The organism is Thermosipho sp. 1074 (genome assembly GCF_001999655.1).
Classification (GTDB): Bacteria; Thermotogota; Thermotogae; order Thermotogales; family Fervidobacteriaceae; genus Thermosipho; species Thermosipho affectus.
Genome location: NZ_LBEX01000003.1, coordinates 54476 through 75877, shown reverse-complemented (window position 1 = coordinate 75877; position 21402 = coordinate 54476). Strand labels below are relative to the sequence as shown.

Genomic DNA, 21402 nt, shown 5'->3' with positions numbered 1-21402 from the left:
TCCTCCTGGAGACTAAAAACAGGAGGTGTTTTTTATGAGAAAGTTTCTTGTGTTAATTCTTTTTGTATTTACTGTGTTTTTATTTTCGGAAACTCTAGTGATAAAGGGTTCAAATACCATATTTCCTATCGCACAGCTTTGGATTGAGAAATTAAAAACGATTTATCCTGATCTTGAAATAACATTAGAAGGAGCAGGTTCATCTACGGGAATAGCAGCTTTATTTAACAAAACTGCGGATATAGCGAATGCAAGTAGATGGTTAAAGGAAAGTGAAATTGCAAAGATGCACAAAGAAGGAAGATATTTTATACCTATTGTTATAGGATATGATGGTATTGCCATAATTGTAAATAAAAAACTGAACTTAGAAAAAATATCGTTAAATACTTTAAAGAAAATATATACTGGAAAAATTAGATATTGGAATCAGGTTGATCCAAATTTACCTAAAAAACAAATACAGATATATTCAAGAAACACAGCATCTGGAACTTTTGAAACATTTGAAAAAATTGTTTTAAACAAAGAAAAGATGGCACCGTGGGTACGTATGGTTGAAAGTACAAGATTTGAATTGGAAACAGTTGAAAAGAATCCATATGCAATAGCATACGTTGGCATTGGATATGTTACAGATGATGTGAGAGTGTTAAAGGTTGAAGGTATTTTACCAACAAAAGAAAATATTTTAAATGGAGTTTATCCAATCTCAAGAGCACTTTATATGTTTTTGGATGCAACAAATGGATATCCAGATTCAGGAGCTATAAAAAAGTACATTACGTTTGGATTATCTAAAGAGGGGCAAGAATTAGTTGAAAAAGCTGGATATGTAGCAGCATACGGATTTTAGGAGGAATTATATGAGAAATATAAAATATTATTTTCAGTTGACTTTAATGTTTACATTCGCGCTGTTTTCCATTGCAGCGCTCATCTTTTTGATATTTTTCATAGTAAAGGAATCCTTGCCTGCAATTATACATTTAAAAATAAAACCTTTTATAAGTTTGTATTGGTATCCTACTTACGATCCACCAGAGTTTGGAATGCTTGCACTTATAGTGGATACATTGCTTGTTACTGTACTTTCTTCTGTGATTACCATTCCACTTGGTTATTTTATTTCCTTTTATTTGCATACATATGCAAGCGATAGAGAAAAACATATAATAAAATACATTATTTCAGTTTTATCTGGTGTTCCATCAGTAATTATTGGTGCAGCAATTTTAATATTTGTTTCTCCTATTTTACTTAATTTTGATATTTGGTCAACGGAAAATCTTTTTCTTGCTGTATTAGGGTTATCTTTCCTTTCGTTGCCTTATTCAGTATCATTAATGACAGATTCGTTAGAAGATGTACCTAGAGAGCTAGAAGAAAGTTCACTGGCACTTGGTGCAAGTAAATTTATTACAACACTAAAAATAACAACAAAGGCTTCTATAAATGGAATACTTAATGCTGCGGTATTAACTATAAATAGGGTTATTGGTGAGACAATGGTTGTGTTACTAGTTGGTGGTGGTGCGGCAATAATTCCCACTTCAATTTTTGATCCAATAAAACCTCTTACTGCGGCAATTGCAAGTGAAATTGGAGAAGCAGGTGTAAATAGTATGCATTATCATGCTTTGTTCCTTGCTGGTTTAATACTCTTGTGTATATCTTTAATACTTACTTATTATGCAAAGAAAAGGGGTAGAATAGATGGATAGGTTTATGAATTATTTTTTAAAGGTATTAACTTATTTTGTGGTTTTTTTAATATTAGCACTTATTATGTCTGTAATATTCGATGGTATAAGGTATTTTTCTTTAGATTTTTTTACTAAATATCCTTCAGATGGAATGAAAAAAGGAGGGATTTTTCCGGCGATCTTGGGAAGTTTTTATATAGTGACTGTGAGTGCAGCTTTTTCAATACCACTTGGGATTTTTACAGGCGTTTTTTTAGAAGAATATAAAAATAGTATTTTATCTAGGATAGTTGATTGGGCTGTAACTTCTTTGAGTGGACTTCCTTCAATTGTATTTGGACTTTTTGGATATGCTATGTTTTCCATTGCGTTGGGATTTGGAACAAGTGTTCTTTCTGCTTCACTTACTCTTTCTTTAATGACGTTGCCTGTTATTTCTTCTTCGGTTAAGGAGGCTTTATCAAGTTTACCAAATGAGTTGAAAGAATCAGCTTATGCGCTAGGTGCAAAGCAAAATGAGGTGATTTTTAAAGTTTTGATTCCTGCGGCAAGAACACGTATAGTTACTGCTTCTTTGATAGGTTTTGGTAGAACTTTAGGAGAAACCGCTCCAATCTTAATTACTGGTGCTGTTTTTTACGCAACTTCATTACCAAAAAACATCTTCTCTCCAGTTATGACTTTGCCCACACATATTTACTATCTTATAGCTGCATATGGAAAGAGTTCAATTTGGATGGCTAGCGCAAGTGCGGCGTTACTCCTGATTTTTGTTTTAATTTTATATTTTTTAGCTTTTAAAATTGGAGGTATCAAGAGATGATTGAAATAAAGGATTTTAGTGCATACTATGGCGATAAAAAGGTGGTAAAAGATGTAAGTTTTAATGTGGCAAAAAATAAAATTACCGCTATTATTGGACCATCTGGTTGTGGTAAGTCAACACTTTTGAGGAGTATCAATAGAATAAATGATACGATTCCTGGATTTAGAGTTGAAGGTCAAATATTATTTGAGGGAAAAGATATCTATAGAGAAATAGACGATATTACTATTTTGAGAAAGAAAATTGGAATGGTATTTCAAAAACCCGTACCTTTTCCTATGAGTATATATGATAACATTGCATTTGGATTGAAAATACATGGTATAAAAGGAAAGAATAAATTGGACGAAATAGTAGAGAAGTCTCTGAAGCAAGCAGCTCTATGGAATGAGGTAAAACATGAATTGAAAAAAAGCGCAAATGCTCTATCTGGAGGTCAACAACAAAGACTTTGTATTGCAAGAACTCTAGCTATCGAACCAGAGGTATTGCTTTTAGATGAGCCAACTTCTGCTTTGGATCCAATTGCTACTCAAAAGATAGAATCTCTATTGGAAAAGTTATCTGAAAGTTATACAATAGTAATAGTAACTCACAACCTTGCACAGGCAATAAGGATATCAGATTATATCGCTTTTCTGTACCAGGGAGAATTAGTGGAGTTTTCAGATACTTCTTCTATGGTGAAAAAGCCAAAATCGAAATTAACAGAAGCGTATTTGAATGGAAAAATAGGTTAAGGAGTGATAAGATGGAGACATTACATTTTGAAAGAGAATATGCACTTTTGAAAGCAGATATTTCAAAGATGTTATCTTTTGTTTCAAAATCATTTGAAAGTTCAATCGATTCGTTGGAGTTTTTAGATGTAAATCTTGCAAATAAAGTTATAGAAGATGATGATGCAATAGATCTTTTAAATAGGGAAATTGAAGAGAAAATTTATGAGATTATAGCAAGATATAACCCCAAAGCAAAAGATTTAAGATATGTGATTACGATGATAAAATTTTCGAATAATTTGGAAAGAATTGCCGATTTGTCCTGTAATATAGCTGAGAAGGTTTTGGATGTTACAAAAAAAGGAATAAAATACAGGATAATTAAAGAGATAAAGGAAATGTTTGGTGTTGCATTGAAAATGCTTCACGATACATTTTTGGCGTTTTCAACAAAAGATGTAAAACTTTTAAAGAAGATATGGGAACGCGATAAAGAATTAGATAGAATAGAGATTGAAATAAGAGAAAAATCGAAATTGGAAGAGAAAGATATAATGATTACTAACATACTAATTGCAAGAGATCTTGAAAGGATTGGAGATCATTTAAATAATTTGTGTGAGGAAATTGTTTACATTGAAACAGGTAAAGAATTGAAGGAGTTAGATATATGAAAAAAATATTAATAGTTGAGGATGATCCTTTGATAAGAGATGTATTAAAGAAATATATTGTATTAGAAGGATTTGAAATTGATGAAGTTGAAAGTGTTTTTGATTTGAGAAAAAAATTGGAGGAAGGAAAGTACGATTTAATACTGTTAGATATAATGTTGCCAGATGGATTATCTACAGATGAACTACCTGAAATTAAGGTAGAGTATCCCGAAGTTGGAATTATTATAATTTCTGCAAAGGATAGTGATAGTGATAAAATATTTGGATTGGAAATAGGAGCTGATGATTATATTACAAAACCTTTTAATCCAAGAGAGGTAGTGGCACGAATAAAGGCTTATTTTAGAAGGGTTTCCGGGAAGAAAGAAGTACTGCGCTTTGGTAATTTGGAAATATACTGTGATGATTATGTGGTATTAAAAGAAGGTCAAGAAGTGGATTTGACGGCTAAGGAGTTTGAGATTTTATGTCTACTTGCAAAAAATCAAAATGTTGTTTTTTCGAGAAATAGAATATTAGATTTAGTGTGGAAGGATGAGTTCATTTCCGATAGAGTGGTGGATGTACATATAAGTAATATAAGAAACAAATTGGGGAAGGAATGGATAATTACTGTTAGAGGAGCAGGTTATAAATTTAATGCGAGGGGATATAATGGAAGACTTTAGTTTTTTTGAAAATTTCGATGATGCGATAATAAAACTCGATTTTTTGAAAATTTTAAATTCTAACGAAGTTGCGAAATCTCTTGGTTTTTTTGAAGGAAATGACATACTGTCGGTTTTTACTTTTGAGAAAGTTGATGTAGTGGTGGAGAAAATAATCAAAAAAGAAAATTTTATGATAGAAGATAAGTTTTATTTCTTTTATCTTTCAGATGAAAGATATGTTCGATTAAAGTATTTTAACGGTTTTATCTATATTAAAGATTTAACAGATGAAATGAGAATTAATGAGGCAAAAGTAAATTTTACAACATCTGTTTCACATGAACTTTTTACACCACTTTCTGTTATAAAGGGGAATTTGTATCTATTAAGGGATACTTTTGGAGATATAGAACCTTTGGAACAAATGGAACATGCTATAAAACGCATGGAAAGGATAATTAAGCAGTTAAAAATTATCGCAATGTTGGAACTTGGTATGTATACTCCACAGAAAAATGTAGTTGATGTGGAAAAAATCTTAAAAGAAATTTTAGAGGAATTTTCTGAAAGGATTAATAAAAAAAGATTGTCTTTTGAAATATCAGTATTTCAAAAGGAATTTTTTAACGATGGTTTTATGTTATACACAATTTTAAAAAATATTATTTCTAATTCTATAAAGTACTCTTATGAAGATTCCAAAATTTATATTACCGTTGAAAAAGATAAAATACGTGTTAAAGATCGTGGAATTGGAATAAAAAAAGAAGAAGTTGAAAAAGTTACAGAAAGATTTTATAGAAGCAAAGATGCTATTAAAATGGCATATGGTTCTGGATTAGGATTATCAATTGTAAAGCATATTTGTAAGATTTTAAATTGTGAGCTTAAGATAAACTCCGATTATTTAATAGGTACGGAAGTTATAATTTGCTTTGAATAATGTAATATTGCAATGCGGTTATTGCTGCACCAAGTTCTATGTTGCTTTCAATTCCTCTATATACAATTGGTATAGGTTCTTTACTAACAGATAGAACTTTTTTTTGTAGAACTTGCGAAAACCAAGGGGTAACTCCCTCACCTGTCAAAATTATTTTTTTGGGTGATAAGAGTTTAAACGTGTTAATAATAGACACGGTTAGATGTTTAAATACATCTTCATAAATTATTTCAGCTTTCTTTTTGAAATTTTTATATAATTTTCTTATTTCTTTCAAATCTATTTCGTATTGTTCCTCATTTTCTATAAATTCTGTAATTTTTAAGTCTCTAAATTTATATTTTTTTAGTATAGCGTATTCTGATGCAAGAGTTTCAAGACAACCTGTTGAACCACAATAACATTTTTCATTGCCACCTGCGTAAAAGTGTCCCAGTTCTATTATTTTTTTATAGTTTTTATTGAAATAGTCTAATGATTCTAGGTAGCAAGCGCCAATACCTGTTCCATAGTTTAAAACAAGTATTTTTTCTCCAGCGTGATTTACAAATTCTTCCGTTGCTATTGCTTCAACATCATTTAAAATTGTAAATGGGATATTACCAAAATGCTTTTTAATGATATCTTTTGGTGAGTAGTCTTTAAGTTTTAATATATAGGAATTAACTTTTTTATCAATTACATTACCAGAAAATGCTATGCCAATGGATTTTATTTTGTCTTTTAGACTTAGCTTTGAGAGTACGGAATCTAGTAGCTTGGAAATGTTTTCATTTCCCATGTATTCTTTTGTGATCTTCAATGCATTTTTTTCTAAGATTTCAAATTTTGAGTTAAATATTGTGGCATTTATGTAATCTCTTCCCACTTTTATTCCAACTGAATACCAATAATTTGGATTTAAAAGTACATATTGGGTTGGTCTTCCAAGACCAATACTTTTTCTATTGGAAATTAGAATGTAGTCTTTTATTTTTTTTAATGTATATGAAAGGGTGGAAGATGTAATGTTTAATACGTTTTCAAGTTCTTTTCTACTTGTTTCTTTTTTAATAAGTAATTCTAAAAGTATTTTTTTTGTTGTAGTAAGTTCCATTAAACCACCTCTTTTATGATTTGCAAATATCTTTTTAAATGTGAAGTTGTCAAGAATTTTTCCTTTACACTCTTTATGGCATTTTTTCCCAGTTCATCTTTTAAACTTTTGTCTGAAATTATTTTATACAATGCGTTTGAAAGTTCATTAACTTCTGTGTTTAAATACCCATTGTATCCATCAATTACTTGTAATTTTATACCACCAACAGGTCTTGCAACTATAGGATTTCCTTTCCATAACATTTCTGCAATTACAAGACCAAATCCTTCTTTAGTTGCTGTGTGGAGTCCTGCAGTAGAAATAGTTTGAAATGCATTAACTTCTAAATGTCCTACACCTTTTAAATCTGTTAAAAAGTGTATATCAGGATCTGTTCCTGCATATCTTAAAATATCTTCAAATAAAATCCAACCTTCTGGGTCATCTTTTGCCATTGCAGAAACTATTAAAAGTTGAATGTCAGATTTTTCTTTTAAAATTCTATAAACATCAATAGCACTTTTTAAATCTTTCCAGGGATCAAATCTTGCTACAACGGTGATTATCGGTCTTTCAAGATCTATGTTGTACCTTTTTGCTATTTTTTGTATTTGGTCTTTCGAGAGCTTTTTGTTTTTATGACTTAGTGGATCTATGCTTGGCGGAAATTCTATGGCAATTTGTTCAAAAGGCTTTTGTATGTATTCTTCAAGATGAAATAATGCCTTTGAATATTTATCACATGCCATGGGTATTATTTTATTCCATATCTTTTTATTTGGCGTAGAAGTGTCTATATGACATCTCCATATGTATTTACCCTCTTTAAATATTGGAATTAAGTAAGGTTGTGGATCATGTATAATTATAACATCTGCATCTAAATCTAAATTCTTTGCATTTTCTTTATTTATTTTAACATAAAGATCAAGTTCTTCATCAATTAAATCAACTTTGGCACCTTGAAATGCATTGTGTAGTTTCTTTGTTACGTTGAAAAACTCCATAGGTGCTTCAAGTATTTCCCATTGGGTATTTATACCTAAGTCGTTCATTAAGGGAATTAAGGTGTATAAAAGCTCAGCAACTCCACCACCGTATGATGTTGCATTTACGTGTACTATTTTTAGATCTTTTAAGTCCTTTGCCATTTCAAATAACTCTTCTACATCTTCTTTGGCAATTTTTAAGTAATCTTTTATACTTTTTTGAGGAAGTTGTACTTTCATATATAAGCACCCCCGACTTTTTTTGATTATCGAAATAATTCTAACACATTAATTGTATTTGAAAAATAGAGCAAATTTAAGCAATTTGAAGTAATAAATAATTTAAAATATGTATTTAAGGATAATTTAGAATAATATATTATTTTTCTATTAATTTCTAAGTGTAAATCTTTTTATTTGAAACATTTCCAATATTAAATATTTTGAGTTATCCGGTATTATAAGAATATATTTTTTATTATTGATAAAATTCTGAATCTTATATAATTTAGATTTTTCCATTGTATTATGTTACTATTACTTTGAACATCAAAAAAAGGAGGTGTTTTAATATGAAAAAACTGTTTGTTTTGAGTATGTTGGTATTTGTGTTTGCTTTTTCATTTGCTATTACTACCATAACAATGACATCGGGTGGGGTTGGAAAAGAACTTGAGGTACTTTATGCTCAGTTAAAAGAATTTATGAAGCAAAATCCAGATATTGTTGTAACCGTAATACCAATGCCTGATTCGTCAACAGAAAGGCATGATTTATACGTTACGTATTTGGCTGCAGGAGAAAGTGATCCAGATGTTTTGATGCTAGATGTTATTTGGCCACCAGAATTTGCTCCATTTTTAGAAGATTTAACAGCTGATTATGATTATTTTGAATTGAACAAGTTTTTACCTGGAACTGTAAAGTCTGTTACTGTAATGGGAAGAATTGTTGCAGTGCCTTGGTTTACAGATGCGGGTCTTTTGTACTACAGAAAGGATTTGCTTGAGAAGTATGGTTACAAAAAACCACCTGAAACATGGGACGAACTTGTAGAAATGGCTAAAAAGATCTCAAAAGCAGAGGGAATTGAAGGCTTTGTTTGGCAAGGAGCAAGGTATGAAGGACTTGTTTGTGATTTTATGGAGTACTTGTGGTCATTTGGTGCAGACGTACTTGATGAAAATGGTAATATTATTGTAAACAATCCAAAAGCTATTGAAGCATTACAATTTATGGTAGATCTAATTTATAAAGATGGAATTTCACCTGAAGGTGTGACTACGTATATGGAGGAAGATGCACGAAGGATATTCCAGAGTGGTAATGCAGTCTTTATGAGAAATTGGCCGTATGCATGGTCACTTGCAAATTCAGATGATTCTCCAATTAAGGGAAAAGTTGGTATTGCTCCATTGCCAAAAGGTCCTGGTGGAAAGCATGCTGCAACTTTAGGTGGTTGGAATTTGGGAATAAATGCAAATTCTTCTCCGAAAGAAAAAGAAGCTGCTAAGAAATTAATAAAGTTTTTAACAAGTTCAAAGGAACAGTTGTATAAGGCGGTAAATGCAGGACAAAATCCAACAAGGATGGAAGTGTATGAGGTGCCAGAATTAAAAAAGGCAAACCCATTTATGGTCGAATTATTTGATGTATTTATTAATGCTTTGCCAAGACCAAGGGCGGTAAATTACGCTGAAATTTCAGATTCAATACAAAGGCATGTACATGCTGCTTTAACAAGGCAGGTAACTCCAGAACAAGCTATAAAGGATCTTGAAAAAGAATTAAAAATGCTTCTTAATAAATAAAAAAATCTGGGGGGGAATACCCCCCGATTTTAATGTGAGGTGGTAGAGGAATGAATAAAAAAGAACCAATTGTGGCCTTTTGGATGATCTTTCCTGCCATTTTTGTGATCTCAGTTATTGCGTTTTTTCCGTTGTTCAAGACATTTTACGATAGTTTTTTTGACTTTGGATTGAATCCTATGTTTAAAAGAGAGTTTGTTGGTTTTGGAAATTATATTAAACTATTTAATGATAGTAGATTTTGGGCGGCATTTAAAACAACAATAATTTTTACAGTTGTTTCTGTGTTGCTTGAAACTGTTTTGGGACTTTTGATTGCTTTAGTGGTGCATCAAAATTTTAAATTTAGGGGATTAGTAAGAGCTGCTATGTTAATTCCATGGGCGATTCCCACAGCAATTTCTTCTCAAATGTGGAGATGGATGTTTAACGATCAATTCGGTATTATTTCTAAGTTGTATGAGGCTCTAGGAATAATAAAACCTGGGACTCCAATTTTAGGAAGACCGGGACTTGCTTTATGGGCAATTATACAAGTGGATGTATGGAAGACTACACCGTTTATGGCACTACTTATTTTAGCAGGGTTACAGTTAATTCCAGAACAATTGTACGAAGCTGCTAAAATTGATGGGGCTAACATGGTACAGAGATTTTTTAAAATTACCCTACCTCAAATTATGCAAACTATTGGGATTGCTTTAATATTCAGAACTTTAGATGCATTGAGAGTTTTTGATGTTGTATATGTTATGACGCGTGGGAGTGTAGGTACCGAAACATTATCTGTGTATAATAGGTCTCTTTTGATGGACAGGGCTTTTACAGGAAGATGGTTTGGATACGGTTCTAGTCTTTCTGTGGTCATTTTTTTGTTGATTTCCATTTTTGCGATAATTTATATTAAATCGTTAAAATTGCAGATTGACTAAGGAGTGAGAATCGTGAAATATAAAAGAGTGATTTATAAATTTTTCTTGTACTTAGCAGTTATTTTGATTTTTATATGGTGTGTTTTTCCGTTTTATTGGGCTATTGTGTCATCTTTAAAACCGGACAAGGATTTATTCGAATTAAATCCTTCACTTTTTCCAAGGCAAATTACATTTGAAAATTATATAAAAGTCTTTTCTGAAAGGCCTTTTCATATAAATATTTGGAATAGTATTGTTGTTTCAGGAATTACTACGTTGTTTTCACTGGCGATTGGTTCACTTGCTGCATACGCAATTGCAAGACTTAAATTTAAGGGAAAAATAGTTGTTATGTCTTTAATTTTGGCGGTTAGTATGTTCCCACAGGTATCCATTTTGGGATCTTTGTTTGTAATTTTAAGAAAGTTTAAGTTGATAAATACGTATTCGGGACTTATTTTTCCATACGTTTCTATGACGCTTCCGTTGACTACTTGGATTTTACAGAATTTTTTTAGAGAACTTCCTAAAGAAGTTGAGGAATCAGCTGCCATTGATGGTTGTTCAAGATTTAGAACTTTATGGTCTATTGTTTTACCTATGTCTGCTCCAGGGCTTGTGGCTACTGGACTTTTAACTTTTATATCAGCTTGGAATGAATTTTTATATGCACTTACGTTTATGCAAAGGCCCAGTAAATATACGGTTCCAGTGGCAATTGCATTGTTTAAAGGTGCTTCACAGTATGAAATACCGTGGGGACAGATTATGGCAGCTGCTGTAATTGTTACTACTCCATTGGTAGCACTTGTGTTGATTTTTCAAAAGAAGATTATTGCAGGTCTTTCTGCTGGATCTGTTAAGGGGTGATTTTTTTGAGAAATTTAACTATTATTTTGAGAGATTTAACTATTAAGAGATTTAATAAACTATACGATGAAGGTAAAATAACTTCTGAAAAATTGGTGGAATTTTATTTGGAACGTATTTCAAGTATTTCTTTAAATGCTGTTTTGGAAATTAATCCAGATGCCTTATTTATCGCAAGAGCAATGGATGAGGAAAGAAAAAATAACAAAAAACGGAGTAACTTGCATGGGGTTCCGGTAATAATCAAGGGAAATATTGATACAAAAGACAAAATGCAAACAACAGGAGGTGCAAAGGCACTTTTAGGAAATTATGTGAATAATGATGCGTTTTTAGTAAAAAAATTAAGGGAAGCTGGAGCGGTTATAATTGGTAAGTCAAATTTAACTGAATTTGCAAATTTTGTGTCGTATGAGATGCCTAATGGTTATAGTAGGTTGGGTGGACAGACGAAAAACCCGTATGGAAATTTTGATGTTGGTGGTTCAAGTTCGGGATCTGCAGTGGCTGTTGCAGCTGATTTTGCGCTTGTTTCAATTGGTACTGAAACATCAGGTTCAATACTTTCACCTTCAAGTAGTAATTCATGTGTTGGATTAAAGCCAACTGTTGGTACAGTTAGTAGAAATGGAATTATTCCTATATCATATACACAGGATACAGCTGGACCTATAACTCGAACAGTTGAAGATGCATTTGAAGTATTTAGGATTATATATGGTTTTGATTTAAATGATCCTGCAACTTATATAGTAAAAAATAAAAAAGTTCCAGAAAAGATAAAAGAAATATCTGATTATTCTGGAATGATTTTTGGATATAGCAAACAATTTTTTAATTGGTTGACACATGAACAGATTTTGTTATTTAAAGATAGTTTGAAGAAGGTTGAAAAATTAAATGGAAAAGTAGTTGAAATAAAGTTTGAAAATCTTGATAAGATAAATAATATAAATGTTTTATTTTATGAATTTAAACATGGAATAAATAATTATTTGAAGGATAAAGATTTGCAAGTTAAAACGCTAACAGATGTAATTAATTTTAATTTTGAAAATAAAGATGCAATTCCATATGGACAAAGTATTTTATTAAGATCAGATACAACAGATATTAATGAAAGAGAATATATAGAGTCATTATTAAATGATAGAAAGTATGCAAAAGGGGGAATAGATTGGTTATTTGAAAAATATAACTTAACAGCACTTTTATTTCCCGCAAATTATGGTGCTCACATAACTGCAAAGGCAAAATATCCTTCAATAACTGTACCTGCTGGGTATACCGATACAGGACCTTTTGGATTAACTTTTTCTGCAAGAGAATTTGAAGAGGAAAAATTATTTTCTTTAGCATATTTATTTGAAAAAAATTTTTCAATAAGAAAAATACCACTTGAAAAATAAGTTATTTTTAATTAAGAGCAAATCTCTATTTAATCGGTGGTGAGGATATGAAGATTTGGATTTTAATGAATGATAAAGCAAAAAGCGGGTTTTATTCTGAACATGGTTTTAGTGTATTAACTGAGGTTAATGGGAAGAAAATTCTTTTTGATACAGGACAAAGCGATCTTTTTCTAAAAAATGTAGAAAAATTGGATTTAAATCTTTTGGATTTAGATGCAGTTGTCATAAGTCATGGACATTATGATCACGGAAATGGATTGGAATTTTTATTAAAAAAAATTGGGCCTAAAAAAATTTATGTAGGAGATGGATTTTTTAACCTTAGGTATAGTGGAGAAAAGTATGCTGGTATTAAACATAATAGAATTTTCTACGAGAGAATTGGTGGAAATTTTGAGATTGTTCAAAATGATTTGGAAATATTTAAAGGTGTTAAGATTATTACAGCTGCACCTTTGAAAACTTCCAAATATTCAGAGAAAAAATTTAAAATTGGTTCTAAAAAAGAACAGGATTTGTTTGATGATGAGTTATATCTTTTTATTGAATCATCAGATGGTGCTATTGTACTTACAGGTTGTTCTCACAGGGGAATAGTAAATATAATTTTTCATTTATCAAAAAAAGGTAAGATTAAGACAGTTATCGGAGGATTTCATCTTTTAAATAAGACAAATGAGGAACTTTTACAAATTTCAAATCTTTTAAATGATTTTCAAATTGATGTGCTTTATCCTTGTCATTGTACGGGAGATATTGCAATTGACATTTTTAAAAAGAACCTAAAAACAAAAATTTGTGAATGTCTTGCAGGAAGTGTATTTGAGTTTTAGTTGTGGAATTCTTGAAAATATTATTTTGTTAATGGATATAAACCAAATTATAGCTTTAAAATGATAATTTATATAATTGAAAAAAATGAAGAAGCTATAATTTGTGTTTTTTTAATTCCAATAAGTTTTATTTTTGTATAGCCAATTTTGACTTATTCTTTTTTTGATTTCCGTGCCACGCCATATACTCCTCATTTGTAATAAGTTTTTTCACTTATTTATTCCAAAACACATGTCACTTTTTGTTTTTACAGCTTTTATTTTACATTGCCAATAATAATATTTCATGAAATCTTTTAAGCATTATTTTTCTTTGTTTTTAATGATATTAAATTTTATTTTCTATAGTTAATTATATATTTTATTTATCTTAACAACAAATCATTTAATTATTATAATATTATGATTATATTACTTAATATCTAATAACATATATATCGCTTTTAAACAAAAATAATATCGTTTATTATAAATAATAAAAATAAAATTACGTAATGTAAAACAAAATAAAAATTAATCTAATTTGTTAATTATAAATAAATAAAAATAAATTAACTAATAGGTTTTCCATTTACACAAACTCATCAAAAATACCTTATTTAATAATATATTAATTGTAACCAATTGTAACGTTTAGGTTAAGATAAAAAATATATAAGATTTTCAACGACCTTTTCCGTTAACAAAAAGCTTGTATGTGGCTTAAAATAACATGTTTACTTTTAGGTAACTTCCGGTTAATCAAAATGAAAATATCTTGGTTCATAATAATTTATGAGGTTTTTTAATTGGTTTAGAACATACCTATGAGGAATGGAAACTTAAAGAATTTATCATAAACTTTCTGTTCTAAAGTTTAGAACATACCTATGAGGAATGGAAACCAATATTGAATATTAAATCTTTCTACAAATATCAGTTTAGAACATACCTATGAGGAATGGAAACACGACTGATTTCTACGTCTTTTTCAAAAACTTTAACTTCAGTTTAGAACATACCTATGAGGAATGGAAACAAAGTTGAAAGTTTATTCTTTTTTTTAGATGGTTTCATTGTTTAGAACATACCTATGAGGAATGGAAACTCAGTTAACGTTAAGGTCATCCTGGTAGGATTTAACGGTTTAGAACATACCTATGAGGAATGGAAACATTCTTCATCAACTACATACTTGCTCACATGAATTTCAGTTTAGAACATACCTATGAGGAATGGAAACAAAGACAATAATGGGCAGTTCATATTTGACCCTAAAGACAGTTTAGAACATACCTATGAGGAATGGAAACAAGAATTATTTTTTTGATTTTCTTTTATAAATTCGTTTAGAACATACCTATGAGGAATGGAAACAACAGTTTACATATTTCACCATGATTTCCATAATATCTCGTTTAGAACATACCTATGAGGAATGGAAACCATGAAATCTTGTTTTTAGATATCTTTCCATATTTTCGTTTAGAACATACCTATGAGGAATGGAAACTGCCAACTGTACGTTTGGAACAAAGTCTATGTAGTAAGTTTAGAACATACCTATGAGGAATGGAAACCGCTCCCACCGCAGCACCTCCGTTTCTTCCATGCAAGGTTTAGAACATACCTATGAGGAATGGGATGTAAAATTTTTATTTGAAAAAATTTTTTATTTTGTCAGATTTTTTTGTTTAGATTCGTAATTATAAATGAAAGGAGAGTTAATTGGGAGGGAATTTTATGTATGTTATTATGATTTACGATGTTAATAGAAAAAGGGTTTCAAAAGTTTTAAGAATTGCTAGAAAATATTTACGTTGGGTACAAAGATCTGTTTTTGAGGGTAGAATAACAGAGAAAGATTTTAATGAATTGAGAATGGAAATACAGAACATAATTGTTGAAAATGAGGATAGTATATATTGGTATATTTTAAAAAAAGAGTTTGTTCCTTATAGGCACTATATTGGTGAACCCAAATCAACAATTTCCAGTATTATATAGGAGGGAGTTTATGGAAACATTATATGTTTTTACAGATGGCGAAATCAGAAAGAAAAATAATGCGATGTATTTGATTCCAAAATCTGAAGAAAAAAAACCAATGATTGTTCCATTAAAAAATGTTAGTTCTATTATGATTTTTTCAGAAGTGAGTATAAATAAAAGGTTTTTAGAAATGCTCTGTAAAGAAGAAATACCATTGCATTTTTTTGGCTATTATGGAAATTATCTGGGAACTTTTTATCCAAGGGAAAAGAATAAAACGGGAAAGACATTGCTTTTGCAATTTGAACATTATAACGATATGGAAAAACGTATCTTAATTGCAAAAGAGATATTAAAAGCTGCTGTTCATAATATGTTGAAAGTTTTAAGGAATTTTAAGAAACTGGTATATGATGAAATACTGTATGTTGAAAAGATTAAATCAACGCTTGATAAACAGACAAATATTCCAGCTTTAATGGCTATTGAAGGAAATATAAGAAAAAGGTATTACAAAGCTTTTGGAAAGATAGTTGGTAAGAAAGATTTTAGTTTTGAGGAAAGAAAAAGAAAACCTCCGAAAGACGAAATAAATGCTTTAATAAGTTATGGAAATACAATTTTGTACAATATAGTGTTATCTGAGATTTATAAGACTTCTTTAGAACCTCAAATAAGTTTTCTACATGAACCTAAAAACAAAAAATTTTCTTTACAACTTGATATTTCTGAAATTTTTAAACCTATTATAGTTGATAAGGTAATTTTATATCTGGTAAACAATAAAATTGTCCAGAAATCTGATTTTGAACCGATAAGTGATGGAATTTATCTGTCAAAAGAAGGAAAAAAGAAATTTGTTTTAGAACTTGAAAAAAGATTAGAAAAAACAGTAGAAATATATCCAAATCAAAAAGTTTCTTTTAAAACTGTTATATTACATGAATGTTATAAACTTATAAGGCATCTCAAGGGTGAAGAAAATTATCGGGGTTTTAGGGATAGGGGGTGAGTTTATTAGATACATTCTTCTTACATATGATGTTAATGAAAAGAGGGTAAGTAGAGTACATAAAATTGTAAAAGAATATCTTGTATGGCAACAAAATTCAACATTTGAAGGAAAAATAACACAATCAAATTTAAAACAGTTAATAGGAAGACTAAAGAGAGTAATTGATGAAAGAAAGGATAGTGTTGTAATATATTACTTTAATTCAAGTGCTGTTTTTAATAAAGAAGTTGATGGAAAAGTAAAATGGATTGTTTCAAATAATCTTTTGTAATTTTTATTGAATATGTTATAATCTTTACGGTGATGTAAAATTAAAAAATTGATTGATGAAATATTTAAAACTGAAAATGAATTTAAAAGATACTTTAAATCTGTAATAGGTATAATGACAGGGTTGAGGAAATTTTCGAAAATAGTAAAAACACAATCACTTTGGAGATCAAAAGAGAGGCCTAGAACTAATAGGCCTGTTTTTGTTGAATATTTAGAAAATAATACGTGTAGACTTTTGTTCTTATCAACAAAAAATTATTCCAAAATAAAGATAGATATAAGAAGGGAGTGTTCTGTTTCGAAAGAATGTAATTTAAATAAAATGTCTTATGCTTTTAAGGAGAAAGGTAAGTTTATTTTTGATGGTATCCCAAGAGAGATAGTAGATAAATATTTTAAAAAGTGTGGGGTATGTAAGAAGAATCTAGATGACTTTTTAAAGGGGTGAAGAAAACTTGAAAAAAGATTTGTTTAGGAAAGAGTTGTTGAATTATATTATAAATAATAAAGTTAGTGAAAAATTTTTAAATTCTGTAAAAGGAATTGTGATAAGTATTATTTCAAAAAACAAAACATATCAAAGTGGGATTAAGGCATGTTACGGAAGTATTGAAGATGCAATAAATGAGATATCAAACGATATTTTGATAAAAATAAGGAATAAAGCACATATATTTAAAAATTTATCAGATAATCATGGCGCGTATTTATATACCATGATAAAAAATCATATTGTGGATATTTTGAGGAATTATAGATTTAATATTTCTTTAGACAATGAAAGTGATGATTTTGAAAATAGAATTGAATATTTTTTTCATTCAGAAGATTTAAATGACAGTTTAAGTGACAGCTCTGAAACTGTGGTTGTAGCACAGTATTTTTTTAAAGAGCTATGTAAAATGAATGATGAGTATTTGTGCTTTTATTTATACAAAGTATCACGTTCTGAAGAAATATGTTTTTCTGAAAAAACAAAAAATGCAAAATATAAGATTATCCAAAGAACAAAGGAAAAGTTAAAGAAACTTGTTCAAGAAAATGGTATCACTGAAAAAGAATTTTTGTTGGCTATCCGTATTTATATGTCAGAAATTTGTGAAAAGTTACGTAATAATAAATAGAGAGGAATAAAAAAGGAGGGTATTATGAATTTCTTAAAAAGTGAATTAGAACTTTATGAAGAATATAATAAAGAGTTTAAAGCGGATTTTATAGAAATAAACAACGGTTCGAGATTAGTTGCAGGTGATATTTTCGTTATTTACACAACGAAATATCCAATTTATGGTGTGATAGTTAGTAAAACGGATGATTTGAACGAAGCTGTTTATTTGACAACTGAGCCGTTTTTAGCAAGCTCAACAGCCACGAGATTGAAAATTAATCATTTAGTTTTAACTGTTATATTAACTCATATGAAGTTTTATTTTGACGATGAATTTTCAGACAAGTACTGTGAATTTATAAAACACGTAGATGTGGAAGAAATTGTAGAAAATTACAATATCTTGGCGTCTGAAGTGTATTCTGGCCCAAGAAAAGAATTCTTTAGTTTAGAGGCAAAGAAAATTGAAAAATTATATGAACTTTTCTTCGAAAAAATAGTTTATGATGATTCAAACGAAGTATGTATAGAATTTCCGGAAGAATTAAAAAGACATGAAGAAATTTTGGCAGCCGATACAGATGGTGTAAAAGGTGAAAATTATGTGGGAATAATTAAGGGGAAATCGCTAATAATTTATTTAGATGATAGTCTTTTGGAAAAGAAAGTAAAGGTGTTTTATGATGGCAGAGAACTTTTTAACGGAGTTGTACATGATCACATTAAAATTACAAATATTGATGGTTTGACCAAAGAAGAAATAGAGAAAAATTTAAAAATAAGCGAGGTGTAAGCTTTGTATACTAATATTTTAAAGCAAAATATTGAGGACTTTGTTCTTTTAGTAAAAAAAGATTTGATAAGTTTAAATGAAGCTGTTGATTCATATTTAAAATGCGAAGATTTTCCACAAAAAAGTTTTGTTTTGTATGAAATAATAAAAAAGATATTAGAGACAAAAAAGACATCGTCAATAGAGTTGTTGATTAAATTATTAAATGATGATTTGACAGTTTTGAACTTGTATAGAAATGGATATAATGAGGTTAGATTTCCGATTGTAAATGACTCTGGTAATGGAAAGATAGCAAGGGCTATAGTTTTTAAAAATGAGAAAACGTATGTAAATCTAGAAGGATTTACAGATAAGATAAAAATTATTGAAAAGATAGTTCAGAAAAACTTGGGAGTAATATTTGATTCCCATTTTACAGGAAATTCCTTTATGTTAGCAATAACCATGGGAGGATTAACTAGTAAAATTCCAAAAAATGTAGCCTTTACTGGTGAAGTTGATAGTGATGGTAGTATATTGAAGAATATAAGAAATTTACATTTTAAAGAATCTGTTTGTGAAGAAGAAAATATGAAGCTAATAAGTGCTTTGGATGTTAATAATGTATTTGAATTAAAAGACTTTTTCGAAGCAAAAGAATATCATGTGCCAGTGTTGTTCGTGTTTCAGAAACGTGATGAAGGGTTTGTAGATAATTCCTATGAGAAATTGAAAGAAAAAGTTGGAGAAAAATTTCCGTTGAATTTTGTTGATATATTCGAAAAATTATACGATTTTAAGAAAACATATGTTTCAGATGAAATAAAAAATAATGAGTGGAAAAAAGTTCTAAAAGATGCAAGAAAAGTGTTAAATAGTATAATTTCAAATAACGGAATACCACATATAGCAATTGTAGGACCTGTTGCAATGGCGATGGCTTTGGGAGTAACATTAGGAACACATAATAAGTTAGTATTTTACCATCATCAGGATGGAGAATATCATAGGGTTTTAGATTTAACTGATAATGTTAGAAAAGTCAAATCGATTACTGAGGATTATAGGTTTGTTAAGTATACAGTTGAAGGTGAAGGTAAAGATTGTTCATATGTTCTTTATTTTGCCTCACATAATCCTATACAAGATGTTCGAAAATTTTTGTTGAATAATAATATTTCATCTAAAAAAATTTTAATTGAACACAAAGACAATAAAGGAAATATTAAACCGGGAGATTGGACTAAAATAGTTTCTGAAATTATGTCTATTACACAAAATATAAGGACTTGTACTAGCTGTGAAAATGTTCATTTTTTCATTAGTGCACCACTTCCAATTGCTTTTGGTTTGGGAATGGCTTATGGTGATTTTTCAAAGGGGGGTATTTATCAGTTAGATAAAGAAACAGGAAGTTATATTAAAGCATTTGAAATTGAAAATATAAGGGGGGATGGGATTTGAAAATTCTTTTGATGCCACTTGGCAATATTAGAACATATAAAAATAGCGTCTTTTATAGATTTGAACAATCAAATAATTATGATTTTTTACCAAATTTGTTAATCAATGAGTTTAATATTGATAAGGTTATGATTTTCGTTTTAGACACTTTGTATCCTAGTTTGACCGATGAACAACCGAAAAATTACAATGAGATGGAGGATTTTTTAATTAAGAAATATTCAGAATATTTTAGTAGTCACAGTGAGTTTGAAAATTTTGAAATTAAAGTTGTTCCAGGTGTAGGCACTTTTAGAAATAGAAAAGATATGGAATACAGATTTAAAGGTACAATTACTGATCTTTACTATTTGAATTTATATTATTTTTATAATCTTTTCAAAGATTTAAATATAAATGATGATTTGGAAGTGTATTTAGATATTACTTTTGGAATTAATTACCATACTAATATGCTTTATAGTTCGTTAATTGATTTGTTGCAATTAATTTCATTTATTAAACCTGTAAAATTTGTTGTTACAAATTCAGAGTCACCATTTAGTAGAGAAGAAAAAAATATATTATTTGTTCATAAAATTGAAGAAAAAAGAATAATTCCGTTTTTAAATATAAAAGATTTTCAAGGGGAAAAAATTTTTGGGTTTTCAAGTTTTGTGGATAATCAAGAAAAAAGAATAATCGGAAAGAACAGGTTAAATGATTTTTACAGAGAATTAAAAAAGAGTGAAGTTATAAATAAGTCTAGAATATTTTTAAAGTCAATTTACTATGGATTTCCATTGGTATTTTCTACAATGCTTAAAAAGGTAGATTTTAATAAAATTATTTTAAAAGGAATTGAAATATATAAAGATGTTTTAGATATCGAAAATGGCGTTGATAAAGAAATAGTAAAAAGAAAACTTGCAATTACTCCTTCATTTAAAGGAATTATTTTTTCGTCCATTTTTAGTAAATTATTTGTCAAATTATTTGATGAATATGATGAAAAAATACATTTAAAGGATGAGTATCCAATTGACTATTTAGAAAGTATTTCAAATTTTGTATGGAAGATAAATGAGGAAGGTAATTACATAAATGTTTTTTCTGCACTTTCTATAAAAAAGGAGTTAAGCGATATAAGAAATTATGCTAAAGGATTGCCAGAAGGTGAGATTATTTATACTAAGAGCAAAGATAATGAGAATAAACAAAGTAAACAAATTTATTCTAAAATTTATTCCAACGAAAAAAGAAACTTTTTGGCACATGCAGGACTTTCAAATAGAACTTTTAAAATTAAAAAGACAAAAAGTGATATTTTGATAGTACCTCAAATGGAAAACATTCTTGGAAATTTCAAGGATATTTAGAGTTTAA

General features: G+C 29.3%; 22 protein-coding genes and 1 CRISPR repeat array. Of the genes, 20 read left to right on the top strand and 2 right to left on the bottom strand.

The window, feature by feature from the left end:
* Positions 1 to 34 precede the first annotated feature (34 nt).
* Genes XO08_RS00710 through XO08_RS00680 form a run of 7 tightly spaced genes read left to right on the top strand, consistent with a single transcriptional unit; the run spans position 35 to position 5524 of the window.
* Positions 35 to 856, top strand: coding sequence for a phosphate ABC transporter substrate-binding protein PstS family protein (locus tag XO08_RS00710; RefSeq protein ID WP_077286990.1), 822 nt, complete (start codon positions 35 to 37; stop codon positions 854 to 856).
* A 10-nt stretch (positions 857 to 866) separates the two neighbouring features.
* Positions 867 to 1724: a PstC family ABC transporter permease gene (locus tag XO08_RS00705; RefSeq protein WP_077286987.1), complete on the top strand. Its 858-nt coding sequence runs from the start codon at positions 867 to 869 to the stop codon at positions 1722 to 1724.
* Positions 1717 to 2529, top strand: a complete 813-nt coding sequence (gene pstA, locus XO08_RS00700; RefSeq protein ID WP_075665166.1) for a phosphate ABC transporter permease PstA — start codon at positions 1717 to 1719, stop codon at positions 2527 to 2529. Before XO08_RS00705 ends, pstA begins: the two co-directional genes overlap by 8 nt.
* The gene (pstB, locus tag XO08_RS00695) at positions 2526 to 3272 is read left to right on the top strand and encodes a phosphate ABC transporter ATP-binding protein PstB (protein WP_075665165.1); all 747 of its coding nucleotides are present in this window, start codon (positions 2526 to 2528) and stop codon (positions 3270 to 3272) included. Before pstA ends, pstB begins: the two co-directional genes overlap by 4 nt.
* 11 nt (positions 3273 to 3283) lie before the next feature.
* Positions 3284 to 3928, top strand: coding sequence for a phosphate signaling complex protein PhoU (gene phoU / locus XO08_RS00690; RefSeq protein ID WP_075665164.1), 645 nt, complete (start codon positions 3284 to 3286; stop codon positions 3926 to 3928).
* Complete coding sequence (locus XO08_RS00685) at positions 3925 to 4599, top strand: response regulator transcription factor (RefSeq protein WP_075665163.1); 675 nt, start codon at positions 3925 to 3927, stop codon at positions 4597 to 4599. The genes phoU and XO08_RS00685 overlap by 4 nt, the downstream gene beginning before the upstream one ends.
* Positions 4586 to 5524, top strand: coding sequence for a sensor histidine kinase KdpD (locus XO08_RS00680; protein WP_077286985.1), 939 nt, complete (start codon positions 4586 to 4588; stop codon positions 5522 to 5524). Before XO08_RS00685 ends, XO08_RS00680 begins: the two co-directional genes overlap by 14 nt.
* On the opposite strand, the gene XO08_RS00675 is transcribed toward XO08_RS00680, so the two are convergent.
* Both XO08_RS00675 and XO08_RS00670 read right to left on the bottom strand, forming a co-directional pair.
* Positions 5505 to 6620 (bottom strand): ROK family protein, encoded by a 1116-nt coding sequence (locus XO08_RS00675; protein ID WP_077286982.1) that lies wholly within the window; start codon positions 6618 to 6620, stop codon positions 5505 to 5507. The genes XO08_RS00680 and XO08_RS00675 overlap by 20 nt on opposite strands.
* Positions 6620 to 7831, bottom strand: coding sequence for a glycosyltransferase (locus XO08_RS00670; protein ID WP_077286979.1), 1212 nt, complete (start codon positions 7829 to 7831; stop codon positions 6620 to 6622). Before XO08_RS00670 ends, XO08_RS00675 begins: the two co-directional genes overlap by 1 nt.
* Before the next feature lie 332 nt (positions 7832 to 8163).
* Between XO08_RS00670 and XO08_RS00665 the strand changes: the two genes are divergently transcribed.
* The 13 genes from XO08_RS00665 (at position 8164) to csx1 (ending at position 21395) form a co-directional block, all read left to right on the top strand.
* Complete coding sequence (locus XO08_RS00665) at positions 8164 to 9402, top strand: ABC transporter substrate-binding protein (RefSeq protein ID WP_075665159.1); 1239 nt, start codon at positions 8164 to 8166, stop codon at positions 9400 to 9402.
* A gap of 50 nt (positions 9403 to 9452) precedes the next feature.
* Positions 9453 to 10334 carry a carbohydrate ABC transporter permease gene (locus XO08_RS00660; RefSeq protein ID WP_075665158.1) on the top strand — a complete coding sequence of 294 codons (882 nt, stop codon included), beginning with the start codon at positions 9453 to 9455 and terminating at the stop codon, positions 10332 to 10334.
* A 12-nt stretch (positions 10335 to 10346) separates the two neighbouring features.
* A complete protein-coding gene (locus XO08_RS00655; protein ID WP_075665157.1) occupies positions 10347 to 11186 on the top strand; it encodes a carbohydrate ABC transporter permease in 840 nt (279 codons plus the stop codon).
* Positions 11187 to 11191: 5 nt separating this feature from the next.
* Entirely contained in the window at positions 11192 to 12595 is a 1404-nt protein-coding gene (locus tag XO08_RS00650; protein ID WP_232218199.1) for an amidase family protein, read from the top strand.
* Positions 12596 to 12642: 47 nt separating this feature from the next.
* Positions 12643 to 13431 (top strand): MBL fold metallo-hydrolase, encoded by a 789-nt coding sequence (locus XO08_RS00645; protein WP_075665156.1) that lies wholly within the window; start codon positions 12643 to 12645, stop codon positions 13429 to 13431.
* 791 nt (positions 13432 to 14222) lie between these two features.
* Positions 14223 to 15057: direct repeats of the CRISPR family, unit length 30 nt; unit sequence GTTTAGAACATACCTATGAGGAATGGAAAC.
* 96 nt (positions 15058 to 15153) lie between these two features.
* Entirely contained in the window at positions 15154 to 15417 is a 264-nt protein-coding gene (gene cas2, locus XO08_RS00640) for a CRISPR-associated endonuclease Cas2 (RefSeq protein ID WP_075665155.1), read from the top strand.
* 10 nt (positions 15418 to 15427) lie between these two features.
* Entirely contained in the window at positions 15428 to 16414 is a 987-nt protein-coding gene (gene cas1b / locus XO08_RS00635; protein ID WP_075665154.1) for a type I-B CRISPR-associated endonuclease Cas1b, read from the top strand.
* The gene (gene cas2, locus XO08_RS00630) at positions 16377 to 16688 is read left to right on the top strand and encodes a CRISPR-associated endonuclease Cas2 (protein ID WP_232218198.1); all 312 of its coding nucleotides are present in this window, start codon (positions 16377 to 16379) and stop codon (positions 16686 to 16688) included. The genes cas1b and cas2 (XO08_RS00630) overlap by 38 nt, the downstream gene beginning before the upstream one ends.
* Before the next feature lie 48 nt (positions 16689 to 16736).
* The gene (locus XO08_RS00625; RefSeq protein WP_077286977.1) at positions 16737 to 17138 is read left to right on the top strand and encodes a hypothetical protein; all 402 of its coding nucleotides are present in this window, start codon (positions 16737 to 16739) and stop codon (positions 17136 to 17138) included.
* Positions 17139 to 17145: 7 nt separating this feature from the next.
* Positions 17146 to 17814 (top strand): hypothetical protein, encoded by a 669-nt coding sequence (locus tag XO08_RS00620; protein ID WP_075665152.1) that lies wholly within the window; start codon positions 17146 to 17148, stop codon positions 17812 to 17814.
* A gap of 24 nt (positions 17815 to 17838) precedes the next feature.
* Positions 17839 to 18591, top strand: coding sequence for a hypothetical protein (locus XO08_RS00615; protein WP_075665151.1), 753 nt, complete (start codon positions 17839 to 17841; stop codon positions 18589 to 18591).
* A 3-nt stretch (positions 18592 to 18594) separates the two neighbouring features.
* On the top strand, positions 18595 to 20037 hold the full coding sequence (locus XO08_RS00610) for an SAVED domain-containing protein (protein WP_077286974.1): 1443 nt from the start codon (positions 18595 to 18597) through the stop codon (positions 20035 to 20037).
* Positions 20034 to 21395 (top strand): CRISPR-associated CARF protein Csx1, encoded by a 1362-nt coding sequence (gene csx1 / locus XO08_RS00605; protein WP_075665149.1) that lies wholly within the window; start codon positions 20034 to 20036, stop codon positions 21393 to 21395. Before XO08_RS00610 ends, csx1 begins: the two co-directional genes overlap by 4 nt.
* The last annotated feature ends 7 nt before the right edge of the window (positions 21396 to 21402 follow it).

Excerpts from the sequence above, each read along its gene's own strand:
- XO08_RS00710 (WP_077286990.1), top strand. The coding sequence starts at position 35 with ATGAGAAAGTTTCTTGTGTTAATTCTTTTTGTATTTACTGTGTTTTTA.
- XO08_RS00705 (WP_077286987.1), top strand. The coding sequence starts at position 867 with ATGAGAAATATAAAATATTATTTTCAGTTGACTTTAATGTTTACATTC.
- pstA (WP_075665166.1), top strand. The coding sequence starts at position 1,717 with ATGGATAGGTTTATGAATTATTTTTTAAAGGTATTAACTTATTTTGTG.
- pstB (WP_075665165.1), top strand. The coding sequence starts at position 2,526 with ATGATTGAAATAAAGGATTTTAGTGCATACTATGGCGATAAAAAGGTG.
- phoU (WP_075665164.1), top strand. The coding sequence starts at position 3,284 with ATGGAGACATTACATTTTGAAAGAGAATATGCACTTTTGAAAGCAGAT.
- XO08_RS00685 (WP_075665163.1), top strand. The coding sequence starts at position 3,925 with ATGAAAAAAATATTAATAGTTGAGGATGATCCTTTGATAAGAGATGTA.
- XO08_RS00680 (WP_077286985.1), top strand. The coding sequence starts at position 4,586 with ATGGAAGACTTTAGTTTTTTTGAAAATTTCGATGATGCGATAATAAAA.
- XO08_RS00675 (WP_077286982.1), bottom strand. The coding sequence starts at position 6,620 with ATGGAACTTACTACAACAAAAAAAATACTTTTAGAATTACTTATTAAA.
- XO08_RS00670 (WP_077286979.1), bottom strand. The coding sequence starts at position 7,831 with ATGAAAGTACAACTTCCTCAAAAAAGTATAAAAGATTACTTAAAAATT.
- XO08_RS00665 (WP_075665159.1), top strand. The coding sequence starts at position 8,164 with ATGAAAAAACTGTTTGTTTTGAGTATGTTGGTATTTGTGTTTGCTTTT.
- XO08_RS00660 (WP_075665158.1), top strand. The coding sequence starts at position 9,453 with ATGAATAAAAAAGAACCAATTGTGGCCTTTTGGATGATCTTTCCTGCC.
- XO08_RS00645 (WP_075665156.1), top strand. The coding sequence starts at position 12,643 with ATGAAGATTTGGATTTTAATGAATGATAAAGCAAAAAGCGGGTTTTAT.
- cas2 (WP_075665155.1), top strand. The coding sequence starts at position 15,154 with ATGTATGTTATTATGATTTACGATGTTAATAGAAAAAGGGTTTCAAAA.
- cas1b (WP_075665154.1), top strand. The coding sequence starts at position 15,428 with ATGGAAACATTATATGTTTTTACAGATGGCGAAATCAGAAAGAAAAAT.
- XO08_RS00615 (WP_075665151.1), top strand. The coding sequence starts at position 17,839 with ATGAATTTCTTAAAAAGTGAATTAGAACTTTATGAAGAATATAATAAA.